The 17,606-nt window shown below is 72.5% G+C and carries 22 protein-coding genes; 19 read left to right on the plus strand and 3 right to left on the minus strand.

Going from position 1 to position 17,606, the window contains the following annotated elements:
• The first annotated feature begins 192 nt into the window (after positions 1–192).
• From hisD to hisF, 8 genes are all read left to right on the plus strand, one after another.
• On the plus strand, positions 193–1,518 hold the full coding sequence (gene hisD / locus ACIF80_RS07800) for a histidinol dehydrogenase (protein WP_399800691.1): 1,326 nt from the start codon (positions 193–195) through the stop codon (positions 1,516–1,518).
• A 23-nt stretch (positions 1,519–1,541) separates the two neighbouring features.
• Positions 1,542–2,681 (plus strand): histidinol-phosphate transaminase, encoded by a 1,140-nt coding sequence (locus ACIF80_RS07805; RefSeq protein ID WP_399801245.1) that lies wholly within the window; start codon positions 1,542–1,544, stop codon positions 2,679–2,681.
• The gene (gene hisB / locus ACIF80_RS07810) at positions 2,678–3,271 is read left to right on the plus strand and encodes an imidazoleglycerol-phosphate dehydratase HisB (protein WP_055571490.1); all 594 of its coding nucleotides are present in this window, start codon (positions 2,678–2,680) and stop codon (positions 3,269–3,271) included. The genes ACIF80_RS07805 and hisB overlap by 4 nt, the downstream gene beginning before the upstream one ends.
• A gap of 2 nt (positions 3,272–3,273) precedes the next feature.
• A complete protein-coding gene (locus ACIF80_RS07815) occupies positions 3,274–3,432 on the plus strand; it encodes a hypothetical protein (RefSeq protein ID WP_055689223.1) in 159 nt (52 codons plus the stop codon).
• A 2-nt stretch (positions 3,433–3,434) separates the two neighbouring features.
• Positions 3,435–4,076, plus strand: coding sequence for an imidazole glycerol phosphate synthase subunit HisH (gene hisH, locus ACIF80_RS07820; protein ID WP_399800694.1), 642 nt, complete (start codon positions 3,435–3,437; stop codon positions 4,074–4,076).
• 4 nt (positions 4,077–4,080) lie between these two features.
• On the plus strand, positions 4,081–4,806 hold the full coding sequence (gene priA, locus ACIF80_RS07825) for a bifunctional 1-(5-phosphoribosyl)-5-((5-phosphoribosylamino)methylideneamino)imidazole-4-carboxamide isomerase/phosphoribosylanthranilate isomerase PriA (protein WP_399800696.1): 726 nt from the start codon (positions 4,081–4,083) through the stop codon (positions 4,804–4,806).
• Positions 4,803–5,216, plus strand: a complete 414-nt coding sequence (locus tag ACIF80_RS07830) for a Rid family hydrolase (RefSeq protein WP_399800699.1) — start codon at positions 4,803–4,805, stop codon at positions 5,214–5,216. Before priA ends, ACIF80_RS07830 begins: the two co-directional genes overlap by 4 nt.
• Positions 5,217–5,299: 83 nt before the next feature.
• Positions 5,300–6,058: an imidazole glycerol phosphate synthase subunit HisF gene (hisF, locus tag ACIF80_RS07835; RefSeq protein ID WP_399800701.1), complete on the plus strand. Its 759-nt coding sequence runs from the start codon at positions 5,300–5,302 to the stop codon at positions 6,056–6,058.
• A gap of 68 nt (positions 6,059–6,126) precedes the next feature.
• Here the strand turns inward: hisF and ACIF80_RS07840 are convergent, their stop codons facing one another.
• Together ACIF80_RS07840 and ACIF80_RS07845 are read right to left on the minus strand one after the other, a co-directional pair.
• A complete protein-coding gene (locus ACIF80_RS07840; protein ID WP_399800703.1) occupies positions 6,127–6,525 on the minus strand; it encodes a VOC family protein in 399 nt (132 codons plus the stop codon).
• 95 nt (positions 6,526–6,620) lie between these two features.
• On the minus strand, positions 6,621–7,256 hold the full coding sequence (locus ACIF80_RS07845; RefSeq protein WP_399800705.1) for a TIGR03085 family metal-binding protein: 636 nt from the start codon (positions 7,254–7,256) through the stop codon (positions 6,621–6,623).
• A gap of 160 nt (positions 7,257–7,416) precedes the next feature.
• On the opposite strand from ACIF80_RS07845, the gene hisI reads away from it, so the two are divergent.
• From hisI to lgt, 11 genes are all read left to right on the plus strand, one after another.
• On the plus strand, positions 7,417–7,827 hold the full coding sequence (gene hisI, locus ACIF80_RS07850) for a phosphoribosyl-AMP cyclohydrolase (protein WP_399800708.1): 411 nt from the start codon (positions 7,417–7,419) through the stop codon (positions 7,825–7,827).
• 11 nt (positions 7,828–7,838) lie between these two features.
• Positions 7,839–9,332, plus strand: a complete 1,494-nt coding sequence (locus ACIF80_RS07855; protein ID WP_399800710.1) for an anthranilate synthase component I — start codon at positions 7,839–7,841, stop codon at positions 9,330–9,332.
• Positions 9,333–9,440: 108 nt separating this feature from the next.
• The gene (locus ACIF80_RS07860; protein ID WP_399800712.1) at positions 9,441–10,082 is read left to right on the plus strand and encodes a TIGR02234 family membrane protein; all 642 of its coding nucleotides are present in this window, start codon (positions 9,441–9,443) and stop codon (positions 10,080–10,082) included.
• 141 nt (positions 10,083–10,223) lie between these two features.
• Positions 10,224–10,475, plus strand: coding sequence for an HGxxPAAW family protein (locus tag ACIF80_RS07865; RefSeq protein ID WP_399800715.1), 252 nt, complete (start codon positions 10,224–10,226; stop codon positions 10,473–10,475).
• 85 nt (positions 10,476–10,560) lie between these two features.
• Positions 10,561–10,986: a DUF2752 domain-containing protein gene (locus ACIF80_RS07870; protein ID WP_399800717.1), complete on the plus strand. Its 426-nt coding sequence runs from the start codon at positions 10,561–10,563 to the stop codon at positions 10,984–10,986.
• 182 nt (positions 10,987–11,168) lie between these two features.
• Positions 11,169–11,978, plus strand: coding sequence for an indole-3-glycerol phosphate synthase TrpC (gene trpC / locus ACIF80_RS07875; RefSeq protein WP_399800718.1), 810 nt, complete (start codon positions 11,169–11,171; stop codon positions 11,976–11,978).
• 22 nt (positions 11,979–12,000) lie between these two features.
• The gene (trpM, locus tag ACIF80_RS07880; protein ID WP_381208855.1) at positions 12,001–12,171 is read left to right on the plus strand and encodes a tryptophan biosynthesis modulator TrpM; all 171 of its coding nucleotides are present in this window, start codon (positions 12,001–12,003) and stop codon (positions 12,169–12,171) included.
• A 132-nt stretch (positions 12,172–12,303) separates the two neighbouring features.
• Entirely contained in the window at positions 12,304–13,590 is a 1,287-nt protein-coding gene (gene trpB / locus ACIF80_RS07885) for a tryptophan synthase subunit beta (RefSeq protein ID WP_399800721.1), read from the plus strand.
• A complete protein-coding gene (gene trpA, locus ACIF80_RS07890) occupies positions 13,587–14,405 on the plus strand; it encodes a tryptophan synthase subunit alpha (protein ID WP_399800723.1) in 819 nt (272 codons plus the stop codon). Before trpB ends, trpA begins: the two co-directional genes overlap by 4 nt.
• Positions 14,406–14,582: 177 nt before the next feature.
• Entirely contained in the window at positions 14,583–15,359 is a 777-nt protein-coding gene (locus tag ACIF80_RS07895) for a DsbA family protein (protein ID WP_399800725.1), read from the plus strand.
• A gap of 81 nt (positions 15,360–15,440) precedes the next feature.
• Positions 15,441–16,667 (plus strand): prolipoprotein diacylglyceryl transferase, encoded by a 1,227-nt coding sequence (gene lgt / locus ACIF80_RS07900; protein WP_399800727.1) that lies wholly within the window; start codon positions 15,441–15,443, stop codon positions 16,665–16,667.
• A 101-nt stretch (positions 16,668–16,768) separates the two neighbouring features.
• Here the strand turns inward: lgt and ACIF80_RS07905 are convergent, their stop codons facing one another.
• Positions 16,769–17,605: an HpcH/HpaI aldolase/citrate lyase family protein gene (locus ACIF80_RS07905; protein ID WP_399801247.1), complete on the minus strand. Its 837-nt coding sequence runs from the start codon at positions 17,603–17,605 to the stop codon at positions 16,769–16,771.
• Position 17,606: the final 1 nt, after the last annotated feature.

Consider the following 17,606-nt stretch of genomic DNA (forward strand, 5'->3'; position numbering starts at 1 on the left):
CCCAGATACTCGCGGGTTCGTCATTTCGTACAACTCGTACGCGTACAACGGTTCATGCCCATCGGGTGACCCGTCGAACACAGAAAGTAAGAAGGATCTTTCGAATGTGCACAATGGGTCACCGGGAGGGCCGTGTATCAGCCATTGGAACGCCCGCACGGCGTCCGGGGCGGGTCTGAGAGAATTGAGCACGTGATCTCCCGAATCGATCTGCGCGGCGACGCCCTCCCCGAGGGCCCCGCCCTGCGCGACCTGCTGCCCCGAGCCGACTTCGACGTTGCGGCCGCCCTGGAGAAGGTGCGGCCCATCTGCGAGGACGTGCATCATCGAGGCGACGCGGCGCTGATCGACTTCGCCGAGCGGTTCGACGGAGTGCGTCTGGAATCCGTCCGGGTCCCGGCGCAGGCGCTCACCGACGCGCTGGACCGGCTGGACCCGGCCGTGCGCGCGGCCCTGGAGGAGTCCATCCGCCGCGCCCGGCTCGTGCACCGCGCCCAGCGCCGGGAGACCCACGTCACCCAGGTCGTCCCCGGCGGCACCGTCACCGAGAAGTGGGTGCCGGTCGACCGCGTGGGCCTGTACGCGCCCGGCGGGCGGTCCGTGTACCCGTCCTCCGTGATCATGAACGTGGTCCCGGCCCAGGAGGCCGGCGTCGAGTCGATCGCCCTGGCCTCCCCGGCGCAGAAGGAGTTCGGCGGACTGCCGCACCCGACGATCCTCGCCGCGTGCGCCCTGCTCGGCGTCGACGAGGTGTACGCCGCGGGCGGCGCCACCGCCGTCGCCATGTTCGCGTACGGCACCGAGTCCTGCCCGCCCGCCCCCATGGTCACCGGCCCCGGCAACATCTGGGTCGCCGCCGCCAAGCGCTACTTCACCGGCCGCATCGGCATCGACGCCGAGGCGGGGCCGACCGAGATCGCGATCCTCGCCGACGACACGGCCGACCCGGTCCACGTCGCCTCCGACCTGATCAGCCAGGCCGAGCACGACCCGCTGGCCGCCGCCGTCCTGGTCACCGACTCCGCCACTCTCGCGGACGCCGTGGAGAAGGAGCTGGCCCCCCAGGTCGCCGCCTCCCGGCACGTCGAGGACCGGATCGCCCCCGCGCTCGCCGGCCGGCAGTCCGCGATCGTCCTGGTCGACGGCCTCGACGAGGGCCTGCGCGTGGTCGACGCCTACGGCGCCGAGCACCTGGAGATCCAGACCGCCGACGCCGCCGCGCTCGCCGGCCGGGTACGCAACGCCGGCGCGATCTTCGTCGGCCCCTGGTCCCCGGTCTCCCTGGGCGACTACGCGGCCGGCTCCAACCACGTCCTGCCCACCGGCGGCTGCGCCTGCCACTCCTCGGGCCTGTCCGTCCAGTCCTTCCTGCGCGGCATCCACATCGTGGACTACACCGAGGACGCGCTGGCCGACGTCGCGCACCACGTGGTCACACTCGCCGAGGCGGAGGACCTGCCCGCGCACGGCGCGGCGATCAAGGCCCGGTTCGGCTGGAAGGTACCCGAGAGCAAGTGAACGCCATCAACGCCACCGACCCCGTGAACGTCACCATCGACGACCTCCCCGTACGCGACGAGCTGCGCGGCAAGTCCCCCTACGGCGCGCCCCAGCTGGACGTCCCCGTACGGCTGAACACCAACGAGAACCCCTACCCGCTGCCCGAACCGCTGGTCGAGCGGATCGCCGAGCGGGTCCGCCAGGCCGCCCGCCACCTCAACCGCTACCCCGACCGGGACGCGGTCGAGCTGCGCACCAGGCTGGCCGAATACCTGACGAAGACCGGCGGCCACCCCGTCGGCACCGAGAACGTCTGGGCCGCCAACGGTTCCAACGAGGTCATCCAGCAACTGCTGCAGACCTTCGGCGGGCCCGGCCGCACGGCCATCGGCTTCGAGCCGTCGTACTCGATGCACGGCCTCATCGCGCGCGGCACCGGCACCGGCTGGGTCTCCGGCCCCCGGGGCGAGGACTTCACCATCGACCTGCCCACCGCCGAGAAGGCGATCGCCGAGCACCGCCCGGACGTCGTCTTCGTCACCACCCCCAACAACCCCACCGGCACCGCGGTCCCCGCCGAGACCGTCCTCGCCCTGTACGAGGCCGCGCAGGCGGCCGGACCGTCGATGGTGGTCGTGGACGAGGCGTACATCGAGTTCAGCCACGGCGACTCCCTGCTGCCGCTGATCGAGGGCCGCCCGAACCTCGTCGTCTCCCGCACCATGTCGAAGGCGTTCGGCGCGGCGGGACTGCGCCTCGGCTACCTCGCCGCGCACCCGGCCGTGGTGGACGCCGTGCAGCTCGTCCGCCTGCCCTACCACCTGTCCGCCGTCACCCAGGCGACCGCGCTGGCCGCCCTGGAACACACGGACACGCTGCTGAAGTACGTCGAGCAGCTGAAGCAGGAGCGGGACCGGCTGGTCGCCGAACTGCGTACCCTCGGCTACGACGTCACCGAGTCCGACGCGAACTTCGTCCAGTTCGGCACGTTCGCGGACGCGCACGTGGTCTGGCAGAAGATCCTCGACCGGGGCGTCCTGGTGCGGGACAACGGCGTACCGGGATGGCTGCGGGTCTCCGCGGGCACCCCGGCCGAGAACGACGCGTTCCTCGACGCGGTCGGTGAACTGGTCAGCTACGTGGGGGCCACCCCCACACCCCCGAAGGAGCAGAGCGCATGAGCCGCGTAGGACGCGTCCAGCGGACGACGAAGGAGACGTCGGTCCTCGTCGAGATCGACCTCGACGGCACCGGCAAGACGGAGATCTCCACCGGGGTCGGTTTCTACGACCACATGCTCGACCAGATCGGCCGGCACGGTCTGTTCGACCTGACCGTGAAGACCGAGGGCGACCTGCACATCGACTCGCACCACACCATCGAGGACACCGCCCTCGCCCTCGGCGCCGCCTTCAAGCAGGCCCTCGGCGACAAGGTGGGCATCTACCGCTTCGGCAACTGCACGGTCCCGCTGGACGAGTCCCTCGCCCAGGTCACCGTCGACCTGTCCGGCCGCCCCTACCTCGTGCACACCGAGCCCGAGAAGATGGCGCCGATGATCGGCGAGTACGACACCACGATGACCCGGCACATCCTGGAGTCCTTCGTCGCCCAGGCCCAGGTCGCCCTGCACGTGCACGTGCCGTACGGGCGCAACGCGCACCACATCGTCGAGTGCCAGTTCAAGGCGCTGGCCCGGGCCCTGCGGTACGCGTCCGAGCGCGACCCCCGCGCGGCGGGCATCCTGCCCTCCACGAAGGGCGCCCTGTAAGCATGAACGGTCTGTCCACCGTCCTGATCGTCGTCGGTCTGTTCCTCGTCGGCGGCGTCGTCTCGTTCAGCAAGCAGAAGCTGCCCAAGGGGGTGATCGCGGTGCTCGCCATCGGCGCCGCGATGTGCCTGACCGCGGGCATCCTCCGGCTGGAGGTGTGACCGTGAGTGCCACCAAGCGGGTCGTGGTCTTCGACTACGGCTTCGGCAACGTCCGCTCCGCCGAGCGCGCCCTCGCGCGCGCCGGCGCCGACGTGGAGATAACCCGTGACTTCGACACCGCCATGAACGCCGACGGGCTGCTGGTCCCCGGCGTCGGCGCCTTCGCGGCCTGCATGAAGGGCCTCAAGGAGGCGCGTGGCGACTGGATCATCGACCGCCGGCTGTCCGGCGGCCGGCCCGTCATGGGCATCTGCGTCGGCATGCAGATCCTGTTCGCCCGCGGCATCGAGCACGGCGTCGAGACCGAGGGCATGGACGAATGGCCCGGCTCGGTCGAGCCGCTGCAGGCCGATGTCGTGCCCCACATGGGCTGGAACACCGTGGACGCGGCGACCGGGTCCGAACTCTTCGCCGGCCTGGACGCGGACGCCCGCTTCTACTTCGTGCACTCCTACGCCGTCCACGACTGGTCCCTCCAGGTGGACAACCCGGTGATGCGGGCACCCAGGGTCACCTGGTCCACCCACGGCAAACCGTTCGTCGCCGCCGTGGAGAACGGTCCCCTGTGGGCGACGCAGTTCCACCCCGAGAAGTCCGGCGACGCCGGAGCCCAGCTCCTCACCAACTGGATCGGAACCCTGTAGCGACATGGCCAAGCTCGAACTCCTCCCCGCCGTCGACGTCCGCGACGGCCAGGCCGTCCGCCTCGTGCACGGCGAGTCCGGCACCGAGACCTCCTACGGCTCCCCGCTGGAGGCCGCGCTCGCCTGGCAGCGCTCGGGCGCCGAGTGGCTGCACCTGGTGGACCTGGACGCCGCGTTCGGCACCGGCGACAACCGCGCGCTGATCGCCGAGGTCGCGGGCGCCATGGACATCAAGGTGGAGCTGTCCGGCGGCATCCGCGACGACGACACGCTCGCCGCGGCCCTGGCCACCGGCTGCACGCGCGTCAACCTCGGCACCGCCGCCCTGGAGACCCCCGAATGGGTCGCCAAGGTCATCGCCGAGCACGGCGACAAGATCGCCGTCGGCCTCGACGTACGCGGCACCACTCTGCGCGGCCGCGGCTGGACCCGCGACGGCGGCGACCTCTACGAGACGCTGGGGCGTCTCGACAAGGAGGGCTGCGCGCGGTACGTCGTCACCGACATCGCCAAGGACGGCACCCTCCAGGGCCCCAACCTGGAACTGCTGAAGAACGTCTGCGCCGTCACCGACCGCCCCGTGGTCGCCTCCGGCGGTGTGTCCTCGCTCGACGACCTGCGGGCCATCGCCGAGCTCGTCCCGCTCGGCGTCGAGGGCTCCATCGTCGGGAAGGCCCTGTACGCGAAGGCGTTCACCCTGGAAGAGGCCCTGGAGGCTGTGTCCCGATGACATCCGAAGCCGTACGGCGCGTGCGGGGCGACAGCCCCTGGGAGGAGTCCTTCGGGTCCGCACGCGCCGTGGCGGCGGGCGACCGCGTCCTGGTGGCCGGCACGACCGCGTTCAAGGGCGACGTCCTGTACGGGGAGGGCGACCCGTACGAACAGGCCAGGGCCGCCTTCGGCAGCGCCCTGGAGGCGCTCGCCGAGTTCGGGCTCGGCGTCGACTCCGTGATCCGCACGCGCGTGTACCTCGCGCACTCGCGGGACATCGACGCGGCGGGCCGCGCCCACAAGGAGCTGTTCGAGGCGGTGCGCCCGGTCACGACCCTCCTGGTGGTGGAGGGCTTCATGGACTCGCGCGTACTGGTGGCGGTGGAGGTCGAGGCGTTCGACGCCACCGGGCCGGCCCGCCGGCCCTGAGACCGCCGGCGGACACCGGGACCGGCCGGCGGACACCGAGATCAATCAGCGGACAGTGAACAGACACTAGAGGAGCACGATTCATGACCCTGGCGGTCCGAGTCATCCCCTGCCTGGACGTGGACAACGGCCGGGTCGTCAAGGGCGTCAACTTCCAGAACCTGCGTGACGCGGGCGACCCCGTCGAGATGGCCAAGGTGTACGACACCGAGGGCGCCGACGAGCTGACGTTCCTGGACATCACCGCCTCGTCGGGCAACCGCGAGACGACCTACGACGTGGTGCGCCGCACCGCCGAACAGGTGTTCATCCCGCTGACCGTGGGAGGCGGCGTCCGCACCCCCGAGGACGTGGACAAGCTGCTGCGGGCGGGCGCGGACAAGGTCGGCGTCAACACCGCCGCGATCGCCCGCCCGGACCTCATCCGGGAGATCGCCGAGCGCTTCGGCCGCCAGGTCCTCGTCCTGTCGGTCGACGCCCGCCGCACCGGGTCCGGCGACTCCTTCGAGGTCACCACGCACGGCGGCCGCCGGGGCACCGGCATCGACGCCGTCGAGTGGGCCCACCGGGCCGCAGAGCTGGGCGCGGGCGAGATCCTGCTCAACTCCATGGACGCGGACGGCACCAAGGACGGTTACGACCTGGACATGATCGCCGCCGTCCGCAAGCACGTCACCGTCCCGGTGATCGCCTCGGGCGGCGCGGGCCGGCTGGCCGACTTCCCGCCCGCGGTCGCGGCGGGCGCCGACGCGGTCCTCGCCGCCTCGGTCTTCCACTTCGGCGATCTGCGCATCGGCCAGGTCAAGCAGACCCTGCGGGAAGCGGGCCACCCGGTGCGGTGAGGCCCGCCGCGCGCCGCCCGGCCGCCGTGCCCGGCGCCCGGACGGCGTACGGTGCCCGGCCGGCTCGGTCAGTCCTTCGGCTGGGCGAGCTGGACCAGGTTGCCGACCGTGTCGTCCAGGACGGCGGTGAGTACCGGTCCCTGCTCCTGCGGCTCCTGGACGAAGTTCACGCCCTCGCCGCGCAGCCGCTCGTACTCCGCGCGCAGGTCCGTCACCGAGAACACGATGGCGGGCAGCCCCGCCTCGCGCACCGCCCTGCGGTACGGCTCCGCGATGGGGCCCTGCCCCGGCTCCAGCAGCAGCTCCAGATCCCGCTGGGCCCCCTCGCCCGCCCCGACCGTGACGAACAGGGTGCCGTCGCCCAGGTCCGTCCGGGTGCGGGTCTCGAAGCCGAGGACGCCGGTGTAGAAAGCGTGTGCCTTCGCCACGTCGTCGACGTACACGCTGGTCATGGCGACCTTGATCATGGGGATTCTTCTTCCGATCTTGCAGTCTTTCCGGGGCCGGTCACCGGCCCCGGTATCCGTGACCGCACTCGGACGGCCCCCGGGATCGTGCGGCTTCAGATACCGAGCTGCTTGGACGCGTTCAGCTTCTCGATCGCGTCCGCGTCGCCCTCCAGGTCGACCTCGGCCACCCCGCGCCGTCCGTAGAGGAACAGCACCAGCTCCGACGCCTCACCGGTCACCGTGACCACCGGCGTGCCGCGGCGGGCCACCACCGTCCGGCCGTCCGGGCGGCGCAGCACCAGGCCCGTGGGGGCATCGCGGCCCATCATCCGGGCGGTCTGCTCGAGCCGCGACCACAGGGTGTCCTGGAACACCGGGTCGAGCTCACGCGGCGTCCACTCGGGCTGCGCGCGGCGCACGTCCTCCGTGTGGACGTAGAACTCGACGACGTTCGACAGCTCGTCGATCTGCTTGAGGTTGAAGGGCGAGAAACGCGGCGGACCGGTACGGATCAGCTGGATCAGCTCCTCGTACGGCTTGGCGGTGAACTCCGCCATCACCCGCTCCAGACGCTGGGCGAGCTGCTTGACCACCATCCCGCCGGCGGCATCCGGGCGGCGCTCGCGCACCACCACATGGGCGGCGAGGTCGCGGGTGAGCCAGCCCTCGCACAGAGTGGGGGCCTCGGGGCCCGCGGTCTCCAGCAGGTCGGCCAGAAGAAGTCGTTCACGCTTGGCATGGGTCGACATGCAGTCAGCCTACGGTGACCCGCCCGGTCCGCCCACCCGTCCCTCGCCCGTCACCCCAACGAGACGTGTGCGCACCGCCCCTGGCCCGTTTCGTCCCCGCGTCCTTCCAACCCGTGGACGCCGCCCGGGCGCCGCCCGCCCGCACGGCACAATGGCTTCCATGACCAGCAGCACGTCCCGGCCCAGCCGTCTCGACCCGGAGATCGCCGCGCGGCTCAAGCGCAGCCCCGACGGCCTCCTGCCCGCCATCGCCCAGCAGTACGACACCCATGAGGTGCTGATGCTGGGCTGGATGGACGACGAGGCGCTGCACCGCACCCTGACCACCGGCCGCTGCACCTACTGGTCGCGCAGCCGCCAGGAGTACTGGGTCAAGGGAGACACCTCCGGCCACGTCCAGCACGTGAAGTCCGTCGCCCTGGACTGCGACGCCGACACCCTCCTCGTCAAGGTCGACCAGATCGGCGCCGCCTGCCACACCGGCGCCCGCACCTGCTTCGACGCCGACGTGCTGCTCACGGACACCCCCGCGGACCGCGCCGGAAGCGGTGCGCACGCCCCCGGTCAGTAAGGTCTGCCGCCATGGACCTCGAGACGTTCCGCAAGCTCGCCACCGACCGTCGGGTCATCCCGGTCACCCGCAAACTGCTCGCCGACGGCGACACCCCGGTCGCGCTCTACCGCAAGCTCGCCGCGGAGCGCCCCGGCACCTTCCTCCTCGAGTCCGCCGAGAACGGACGGTCCTGGTCCCGCTACTCCTTCGTCGGCGTCCGCAGCGCCGCCACCCTCACCGAGCAGGGCGGACGGACGCACTGGCAGGGCACCCCGCCCGTCGGCGTACCGGCCGGCGGCGACCCGCTCGCCACGCTGCGCGCCACGCTCGAAGCACTGCACACCCCGCGCGACCTCGCCCACGACCTCGGCCTGCCGCCCTTCACCGGCGGCATGGTCGGCTACCTCGGCTACGACATCGTGCGCCGGCTCGAGAGGATCGGCCCCGGCGAGCGGGACGACCTGCGCCTGCCCGAGCTGACCATGCTGCTCACCAGCGACCTCGCCGTGATGGACCACTGGGAGGGCGCCGTCTGGCTGATCGCCAACGCGATCAACCACAACGACCTGGACACCGGCGTCGACGAGGCCCACGCCGACGCCGTGGCCCGCCTGGACGCCATGGAGGCCGACCTCTCCCGCGCGGTGGCCCAGCCCCCGGCCGTCCTCCCGCCCTCCGAACTCCCCGAGCACACCGCCCTGTGGGGCGGCCCCGACTTCCGGGCCGCCGTCGAGGACATCAAGGAGCGCATCCGCGCGGGAGAGGCCTTCCAGGTCGTCCCCTCCCAGCGGTTCGAGACCCCGGTCACGGCGAGCGCCCTGGACGTCTACCGGGTGCTGCGGGCCACCAACCCGTCGCCCTACATGTACCTGTTCCGCTTCGACGGCTTCGACGTCGTCGGGTCGTCCCCCGAAGCACTCGTGAAGGTCGACGACGGGCAGGCGATGGTCCACCCCATCGCCGGCACCCGGCCGCGCGGCGCCACCCCCCAGCAGGACCAGGCCCTCGCCGAGGAACTGCTCGCCGACCCCAAGGAACGCGCCGAACACCTCATGCTCGTCGACCTGGGCCGCAACGACCTCGGACGGGTCTGCGAGCCCGGCTCCGTCGAGGTCGTCGACTTCATGTCCGTCGAGCGGTACTCGCACGTCATGCACATCGTCTCGACGGTCACCGGCCGGGTCGCGCCCGGCCGCTCCGCCTTCGACGTGCTCACCGCCTGCTTCCCGGCCGGCACCCTCTCCGGCGCGCCCAAGCCCCGTGCCATGCAGATCATCGACGAACTCGAGCCGTCCCGGCGCGGACTGTACGGCGGCTGCGTCGGCTACCTGGACTTCGCCGGTGACTCCGACACCGCCATCGCCATCCGCACCGCGCTGCTGCGCGACGGCACCGCGTACGTCCAGGCGGGCGCCGGAATCGTCGCCGACTCCGACCCGGTCGCCGAGGACACCGAGTGCCGCAACAAGGCGGCCGCCGTGCTGCGCGCCGTCCACACGGCGAACCGGCTGGACGCGGGGTGACACGCACGGTGTGACACCCGCTCGGCCCCGTACGGGACCCGCCCGGGGCCGTGTGAGATGCGCCCGGCACGAGCCCCGGGTGACCGTTCGCGCGGGGTTCACGCGATAGTGGAGTACGTGACTGCCGTACCTCCCCCCCGTTCCGAGGCCGCCGGCTCCGCCCGGACCGGCCGCCTCAGCCTCGCCGTCGCCCTGCTGTGCGGTGCCCTGGGCGCGGCCGTGGTCCTGCTCGCCACCCGGCAGCAGTGGTCCCAGGGCACCGCGACCGTGGCCGGCGGCTCCTTCCCCCTGACCGCGACCGGCAGTGACGTCACCGGCGTCCCCGCCGCCCTCGCCGTGGTGGGCCTGGCCGCGCTCGTCGCCGTCTTCGCCGTCCGCCGGGCCGGCCGGTTCGCCGTTGCCGCCCTGCTCGCCCTGTCCGGGGCGGGCACCGTCGTGGCCGCCCTGCTCGGCGCCTCCGACAGCTCCGCGCTCGACGACAAGGCCGCCGAGGTCTCCGGCGACACGTCGGCCGCCGTGGAGGCCCTCAGCCACACGGCCTGGCCCTACGTCGCGGCCGTGGGCGGCCTGCTGCTCCTGCTGGCCGGCGCGCTCGCCCTGCGCTACGGCAGGCTGTGGCCCGCGATGTCCGGCCGCTACGAGCGCGGCGGCGCCCCGAGGCCGCGCCGCACGGCCGCCGCCTCCGACACCGACCGGCCGGAGGAACTGTGGAAGGCCCTCGACCGGGGCGAGGACCCGACCGGAGCCTGAACCACCGGGCCGCCGTCTCCTCCGCCGGGCACCGGCGTTCGCCGTGCGGAGGAGCACCCCCGATCACGGCACGCGCGCACGTGCGGGACAATTGATCCGAGCGTCCTGCTCAGACACGTACACAGCACTGAGGAGCAAGCAATGGCGGGCAGCAGCCACGGTCACACCCCGGCCGCCTGGACCGGTGTCATCATCTCGTTCATCGGTTTCTGCGTCGCGAGCCTGTTCATGGTGATGGCCTCGCCGGTGGGCTTCTGGGCAGGCATCGGCCTCACACTGCTCGGCGGTGTCGTCGGCGGCATCATGAGCAAGATGGGCATGGGCCAGAAGCCGCACTTCCACCCCCTCAACCCGCCGGCCGCAGACCGCGAGGCGGCCCGCGCCGAGAGCTGAACACCGGGAGCACTCCGGACGGGGGCGGCCGGCACACGGGTGCCGGAACCGCCCCTGACACGCGAGCGCGGGGCACAATCACCCTGTGAACGCCGTCAGCCACAGCGTGCCCCGCGGCCTCGCCGCCCGACTCGTCCTCCCCGCCGGGGCGCTCGCCGCCGTCGCCGGCGCCTTCGTCCACGTCGGGACGGTGGACCCCAACGAGCCCGGCCACTACCCCGCCTGCCCGCTGCTGCGCCTCACCGGCCTGTACTGCCCCGGCTGCGGCGGACTGCGCAGCGCGCACGCCGTCGCCCACGGCGACCTCCTGACCGCCCTCCAGGCCAACGCGCCCGCCGTCCTCGGTTACGCGGCCTTCGCCGTCCTCTGGACCGTATGGGTGGTCCGCGCGGTGCGCGGAAAACCCCTGCGCATCGACCCCGGACCGGTGCTCCTGTGGTCCCTGGGGACGTTCCTGCTGGTCTTCACGGTTGTCCGGAACCTGCCGTTCGGTGGCTGGCTGCATCCTTGATCACATGGCGAACGTCCAGGTAGTGGGACCGGCGTCAACCGGATGTGAGTCGTACCCCCTGCTGCGGATACCATCGCAGTGACCACCGGTTTCGTCCGGCGACCCGCCCGCGAGGACGGGGAACGCCCCAGGGACGGAAACGAACGCACTGAAGACGGACCGTCTGGAAGGGGGCCCCTCGCGTGAGTGTGCTCGACGAGATCATCGACGGAGTCCGTGCCGACCTCGCGGAGCGCCAGGCACGGGTCGGCCTCGACGAACTCAAGGAGCGCGCGGCGAAGGCTCCCGCGGCCAAGGACGGCGTGGCCGCCCTGCGCGGCGAAGGCGTCAAGGTGATCTGCGAGGTCAAGCGTTCCAGCCCCTCCAAGGGCGCGCTCGCCGCGATCGCCGACCCGGCCGGACTCGCCGCCGACTACGAGGCGGGCGGCGCGGCCGTCATCTCCGTCCTCACCGAGCAGCGCCGCTTCGGCGGCTCGCTCGCCGACCTGGAGGCGGTCCGCGCGCGGGTGGACATCCCCGTCCTGCGCAAGGACTTCATCGTCACCTCGTACCAGCTCTGGGAGGCGCGGGCGCACGGCGCCGACCTCGCGCTGCTCATCGTCGCCGCCCTCGAACAGTCGGCCCTGGAGTCGCTGATCGAGCGGGCCGTCTCCATCGGCCTCACCCCGCTCGTCGAGGTGCACGACGAGGACGAGGTCGAGCGCGCGGTCGACGCCGGAGCCAAGATCATCGGCGTCAACGCGCGCAACCTCAAGACCCTCGAGGTCGACCGCGGCACCTTCGAGCGGATCGCCCCCGAGATCCCGGACCACCTGGTCAAGGTCGCCGAGTCCGGCGTCCGCGGCCCGCACGACCTCATCGCCTACGCCAACGCCGGCGCCGACGCCGTCCTGGTCGGCGAGTCCCTGGTCACCGGCCGCGACCCGAAGACCGCGGTCGCCGACCTGGTGGCGGCCGGCGAGCACCCCGCACTGCGCCACGGGCGCAGCTGAGCGCCCCGCCAGGCCGGCCCCGATGACCCTCCCGATCACCCTGACGACCAGGGACCCGTACGCGCGCCTCGCTCGCGGCTGCCGCCCGCGAGGCTGCCGGGCCCCTGCTCGCCGTGTGCTCGGCCGCAGGGTGCGCTACCACATCGGTGACGAGCCCGGCCAGGTCAACGGACTGCGATGGCACCGCCCCTGACAAGGGGCACGGGGCCGCGCCGGCACGCCACTCGGCCGCGTCGGCGCGACCAGCCGCATCCGGCCTGAAGCCGGTCGGCGCACCCTGCCCCCACGGCGCAACGTGTCCGCACACTCACCGTGAGGTTTCCGCATGCCCAGCGAGTTCTTCCTTCCCGACCCCGAGGGCCGGGTCCCCAGTGCCGAGGGCTACTTCGGCGCGTTCGGCGGCAAGTTCATCCCGGAGGCGCTCGTCGCCGCGGTGGACGAGGTCGCCGTCGAGTACGACAAGGCCAAGGCCGACCCCGAGTTCGCCCGCGAACTCGACGACCTGCTGGTCCACTACACCGGCCGCCCGAGTGCCCTCACCGAGGTGCCCCGGTTCGCCGGACACGCCGGCGGTGCCCGGGTATTCCTCAAGCGCGAGGACCTCAACCACACCGGATCCCACAAGATCAACAACGTCCTCGGCCAGGCCCTGCTCACCCGGCGCATGGGCAAGACCCGCGTCATCGCCGAGACCGGCGCCGGACAGCACGGCGTCGCCACCGCCACCGCCTGCGCCCTGTTCGGCCTCGACTGCACCATCTACATGGGCGAGATCGACACCGAGCGCCAGGCCCTCAACGTGGCCCGGATGCGCATGCTCGGCGCCGAGGTCATCGCCGTGAAGTCCGGCAGCCGCACCCTCAAGGACGCCATCAACGAGGCGTTCCGCGACTGGGTCGCCAACGTCGACCGCACGCACTACCTCTTCGGCACCGTCGCCGGACCCCACCCGTTCCCCGCCATGGTCCGCGACTTCCACCGCGTCATCGGCGTCGAGACCCGCCGCCAGCTGCTGGAGCGGGCCGGCCGGCTGCCCGACGCCGCGATCGCCTGCGTCGGCGGCGGCTCCAACGCCATCGGCCTCTTCCACGCCTTCATCCCGGACGCCTCGGTCCGGCTCGTCGGCTGCGAACCCGCCGGACACGGCATCGAGAGCGGCGAGCACGCGGCCACCCTCACCGCGGGCGAGCCGGGCATCCTGCACGGCTCGCGTTCCTACGTCCTCCAGGACGACGAGGGCCAGATCACCGAGCCGTACTCCATCTCGGCGGGGCTCGACTACCCGGGCATCGGCCCCGAGCACGCCTACCTCAAGGACTCCGGCCGCGGCGAGTACCGCGCGGTCACCGACGACGCCGCCATGCAGGCCCTGCGGCTGCTGTCGCGCACCGAGGGCATCATCCCGGCCATCGAGAGCGCCCACGCGCTGGCCGGCGCCCTGGAGGTCGGCAGGGAACTGGGCAAGGACGGGCTGATCGTCGTCAACCTGTCCGGCCGGGGCGACAAGGACATGGACACCGCCGCCCGCTACTTCGGCCTGTACGACACCGACAGGAGCGTGGCCGCCGACGCGGATGCCGACACCGCCGAGATCGAGGAGGACGCCAAGTGAGCGGGAACGTGAAGCTGCTGAACGACACCCTCGCCGCGGCGAAGTCCGAGGGCCGCGCCGCCCTGATCGCCTACCTCCCGGCCGGGTTCCCGACCGTCGACGGGGGCATCGACGCCGTGAAGGCCGTCATCGACGGCGGTGCCGACGTCGTGGAGGTGGGCCTGCCGCACAGCGACCCCGTCCTCGACGGGCCCGTCATCCAGACCGCCGACGACATCGCCCTGCGCGGCGGCGTGCGGATCGCCGACGTGCTGCGCACGGTCCGGGAGGCCCACCGGGCCACCGGGAAGCCGATCCTCGTCATGACGTACTGGAACCCCGTCGACCGCTACGGCGTCGAGCGGTTCACCGCCGAACTCGCCGAGGCGGGCGGTGCCGGCTGCATCCTGCCCGACCTGCCCGTCCAGGAGTCGGCGCTGTGGCGGGAGCACGCCGGCAAGCACGGTCTGGCCACCGTCTTCGTCGTCGCGCCCAGCAGCAAGGACGAGCGGCTCGCCGAGATCACCGCGGCGGGCAGCGGCTTCGTCTACGCCGCCTCCCTCATGGGTGTCACCGGTACCCGTGAGTCGGTCGGCACGCAGGCCGAGAACCTCGTGGCACGCGCCCGGGCGAGCCGCGCCGATCTGCCGGTGTGTGTCGGGATCGGCGTCTCCGACGCCGCCCAGGCCGCCGAGGTCGCCCGCTTCGCCGACGGCGTGATCGTCGGATCGGCCTTCGTCAAACGACTGCTGGACGCCCCCGACCCGGCCGCGGGCCTCCAGGCCGTGCGGGCGCTCGCGGGCGAGCTGGCCGAGGGCGTGCGCGGTCGGCCCTGACGGCGTGCGGGGCCGGTGACGGCGTGTGCGGCCGAGCCCGGAGGCACCGGATCCGGGACGGCGGCGCCGGTGCCCCGTCGTCGGCGGACACTCCGCAGTTGGTCATACGGGTCCCTCGTACGGGTGGATCTGGGACCGGGGAGGCGCGTTGCGCCTCCCCGGTTCGTTCTGCGGGGTGTGAGCGAGAAGAACCGTGAGGGAAAGCGCACCGCCCGTGAGCGGCTGGCGGTCGAGCGTGAGAAGCAGAAGGCGGCGGACAGGCGGCGCCGCACCCTGATCGTGGGTGCGAGCGTGGTCTGTGTCCTGGCGCTCGCGGCGGTGATCGGCGTCGTCGCCGCCAACGCGGGCAAGGACGACGGCAGTGAGGAAGCGGGCCCGGTGGTGGTGCCCTCGGGGGCGCTCGGCAAGGACGGCCTGGCCATCCCGGTCGGCAAGGAGAGTGCCAAGTCCACCCTCACCGTGTGGGAGGACTTCCGCTGCCCCGCCTGCAAGTCCTTCGAGCTGGCGTACCGGCCGACCCTCCATGAGCTGACCGAGTCCGGCCAGTTGAAGATCGAGTACCACCTCGTCACGCTGATCGACGGGAACATGGGCGGCACCGGCTCCCGCAACTCCGCCAACGCGGCGGCCTGTGCCCAGGACGCCGGCAAGTTCGCCGAGTACCACGACGTGCTGTTCGACAACCAGCCCCCGGAGACGGACGACGCCTTCGCCGACAACGCCAAGCTCATCGAGCTGGCCGGCAAGGTCAAGGGCCTCGACACCCCCGCCTTCCGCAGCTGCGTGGAGGACGGCACGCACAACAGCTGGGTCGCGAAGTCCAACGAGGCCTTCCAGAAGGGCCGTTTCTCCGGCACACCGACCGTCCTGCTCGGCGACAAGAACATCTACCAGGACCGGACGATGACCCCGGCGAAGCTCAAGAAGATGGTGGAGGAGGCCAATCAGCAGTAGGGCTGCGAGCCTTCCCGTTATGGACCCGTAGCCGGACCGCCCGCCGTGGGAGCGGTCCGGCGCGGTAGCGTCGACCCTGCCATGGAACTTGCCTACATTCCCAGCCCGTCGAGCGGGGTGCTGTACCTCGGCCCCGTTCCGCTCCGCGGCTATGCCTTCAGCATCCTCGCCGGCCTCTTCGTCGCCCTCTGGATCGTCGACCGCCGGTGGGTGGCGCGCGGCGGCCAGAAGGGAACCGCCTGGGACATCGCGTTCTGGGCCGTCCCGTTCGGCCTGGTCGGTGGCCGCCTCTACCACGTGATCACCGATTACCAGCTCTACTTCGGCGAGGGCCGGAACTGGGTCGACGCCTTCAAGATCTGGGAGGGCGGCCTCGGCATCTGGGGCGCCATCGCGCTGGGCGCGGTGGGTGCCTGGATCGGCTGCCGGCGCCGGGGCATCGCCCTGCCGCCGTACGCCGACGCCCTGGCCCCCGGTCTGGCGCTGGCGCAGGCGATCGGACGCTGGGGCAACTGGTTCAACCAGGAACTGTACGGGCGGGAGACGGACCTCCCGTGGGCCCTGCACATCACGTCCACGGAGGGCGGCCGGGTACCGGGGTACTACCACCCGACGTTCCTGTACGAGTCCCTGTGGTGCGTGGGCGTCGCCCTGCTGGTCATCTGGGCGGACCGCCGCTTCAAGCTCGGGCACGGGCGGGCGTTCGCGCTGTACGTCGCCGCGTACTGCGCGGGCCGGTTCTGGATCGAGTACATGCGTGTCGACGAGGCCCGCGAGATCCTGGGCCTGCGGCTGAACAACTGGACCGCGATGTTCGTGTTCGTGCTCGCGGTCGTGTACTTCGTGATGTCGGCGAAGCTGCGTCCGGGACGCGAGACCGTGGTGGAACCGGGCGCGGCTGCCGCCGGTGGTGCGGCAGGCGGTACGACGGACGGTTCCGCCGGGGGCGACGGTGCCCCGGACGCGGCCGGGAACGGTTCCGGCCCCGGGGCGGCCGAGCCGGAGACCGCCGGCAAGGACGGCAAGGCGGTCTCCCCGGAGCCGGAGGAAGAAGCCGGGCCGAAGAAGCCGGACGCCGGATCGAAGAAGCCGGACGCCGGGTCGAAGGCTGACGCGAGCCCCGAGGAGAACGACGGCGCGGCGGACAAGGACGCCACCGGGCCGGGTGACGCGAAGGCCGAGGACGCCAAGGCGGAGACGGCCCGGGCGGACTCCGAGGAAGCGGCTCCCGGGGCAGCGGGCTCCGGGTCCGCGGCCTCCGGGGACGCGCGGTCCAAGGACGAGGCCGGGTCGGCGAAGAAGAGCTGACGGTCTGCCGGGCCGCCGCCGACCGGCGGCCCGCTGTACGGGAACGACGCCGTGGGGCGTCCGGGGACTCGGGCGCCCCACGGGCGTGTGTGCGGGGCCTCTCACGCCCGGCGGGCCAGGGACAGGACCCGCCGGGCGGCCGTCACCACCGCCGCGTCGACGAAGCGGCCGTCGGGGAGCGCCTGGGCGCCCTGCTCGCCGGCCGCCGCCTTGACGACCGTCTCCGCCCGCTCGATCTCCTCCTCCGTGGGCAGGTAGGCGCGCTCGATGACCGGCAGCTGACACGGGTGGATGGCGGCGCGGCCCAGGAAACCCAGGGCACGGCCACGGGCGCAGGAGGCGCGGAGACCGTCCAGGTCGCGGATGTCCGGGTGGACGGACTGGGTGGGCGGGGCCAGACCCGCCGCCCGCGCGGCGACGACCACGCGGGAGCGGGACCAGTCGAGGCCCGCGTCGTCGCGTACGCCCAGGTCGGTCCGCAGGTCCTCCTCGCCGATCGAGATACCGCGCAGGGACGGGTGGGCGGTGGCCACGTCGTGCGCCCGCTCGATGCCGAGGGCCGTCTCCAGCAGCGCGTACAGACCGGGCGCGCCGCCGTGGGCGGACCCGGCCCGCCGTGCGACCCGGACGACGTCGGCGGGCGAGGACACCTTGGGCAGCCGCAGGCCGGCCAGGCCCGCCAGGCCTCCGGCCGGGGCCACGGCGACGAGGTCGGCCTCGCCCCAGGGGCCGGCCAGGGCGTTGACGCGGACGTGGACCGGGACCGGCTGCGGGTCGCCCAGCAGCTCGGCGCAGGCGGCACGGGCGTACGCCTTGCGGTCGGGGGCGACGGCGTCCTCCAGGTCGATCACCACCACGTCGGCCCCGGAGACGAGTGCCTTCGCCACCACACGCGGCCGGTCGCCCGGTGCGTACAGCCAGGTCAGCGGGGATGTCACC

The organism is Streptomyces sp. NPDC085927 (assembly GCF_044540975.1).
Taxonomy (GTDB): domain Bacteria; phylum Actinomycetota; class Actinomycetes; order Streptomycetales; family Streptomycetaceae; genus Streptomyces; species Streptomyces hirsutus.

Coding starts and splice junctions, on each gene's coding strand:
- ACIF80_RS07855 (WP_399800710.1), top strand. CDS start 7,839: ATGGACCTCGAGACGTTCCGCAAGCTCGCCACCGACCGTCGGGTCATC.
- priA (WP_399800696.1), top strand. CDS start 4,081: ATGGCCAAGCTCGAACTCCTCCCCGCCGTCGACGTCCGCGACGGCCAG.
- lgt (WP_399800727.1), top strand. CDS start 15,441: ATGGAACTTGCCTACATTCCCAGCCCGTCGAGCGGGGTGCTGTACCTC.
- hisI (WP_399800708.1), top strand. CDS start 7,417: ATGACCAGCAGCACGTCCCGGCCCAGCCGTCTCGACCCGGAGATCGCC.
- hisB (WP_055571490.1), top strand. CDS start 2,678: ATGAGCCGCGTAGGACGCGTCCAGCGGACGACGAAGGAGACGTCGGTC.
- trpM (WP_381208855.1), top strand. CDS start 12,001: ATGACCCTCCCGATCACCCTGACGACCAGGGACCCGTACGCGCGCCTC.
- ACIF80_RS07840 (WP_399800703.1), bottom strand. CDS start 6,525: ATGATCAAGGTCGCCATGACCAGCGTGTACGTCGACGACGTGGCGAAG.
- trpB (WP_399800721.1), top strand. CDS start 12,304: ATGCCCAGCGAGTTCTTCCTTCCCGACCCCGAGGGCCGGGTCCCCAGT.
- ACIF80_RS07815 (WP_055689223.1), top strand. CDS start 3,274: ATGAACGGTCTGTCCACCGTCCTGATCGTCGTCGGTCTGTTCCTCGTC.
- ACIF80_RS07865 (WP_399800715.1), top strand. CDS start 10,224: ATGGCGGGCAGCAGCCACGGTCACACCCCGGCCGCCTGGACCGGTGTC.
- ACIF80_RS07830 (WP_399800699.1), top strand. CDS start 4,803: ATGACATCCGAAGCCGTACGGCGCGTGCGGGGCGACAGCCCCTGGGAG.
- hisF (WP_399800701.1), top strand. CDS start 5,300: ATGACCCTGGCGGTCCGAGTCATCCCCTGCCTGGACGTGGACAACGGC.
- ACIF80_RS07845 (WP_399800705.1), bottom strand. CDS start 7,256: ATGTCGACCCATGCCAAGCGTGAACGACTTCTTCTGGCCGACCTGCTG.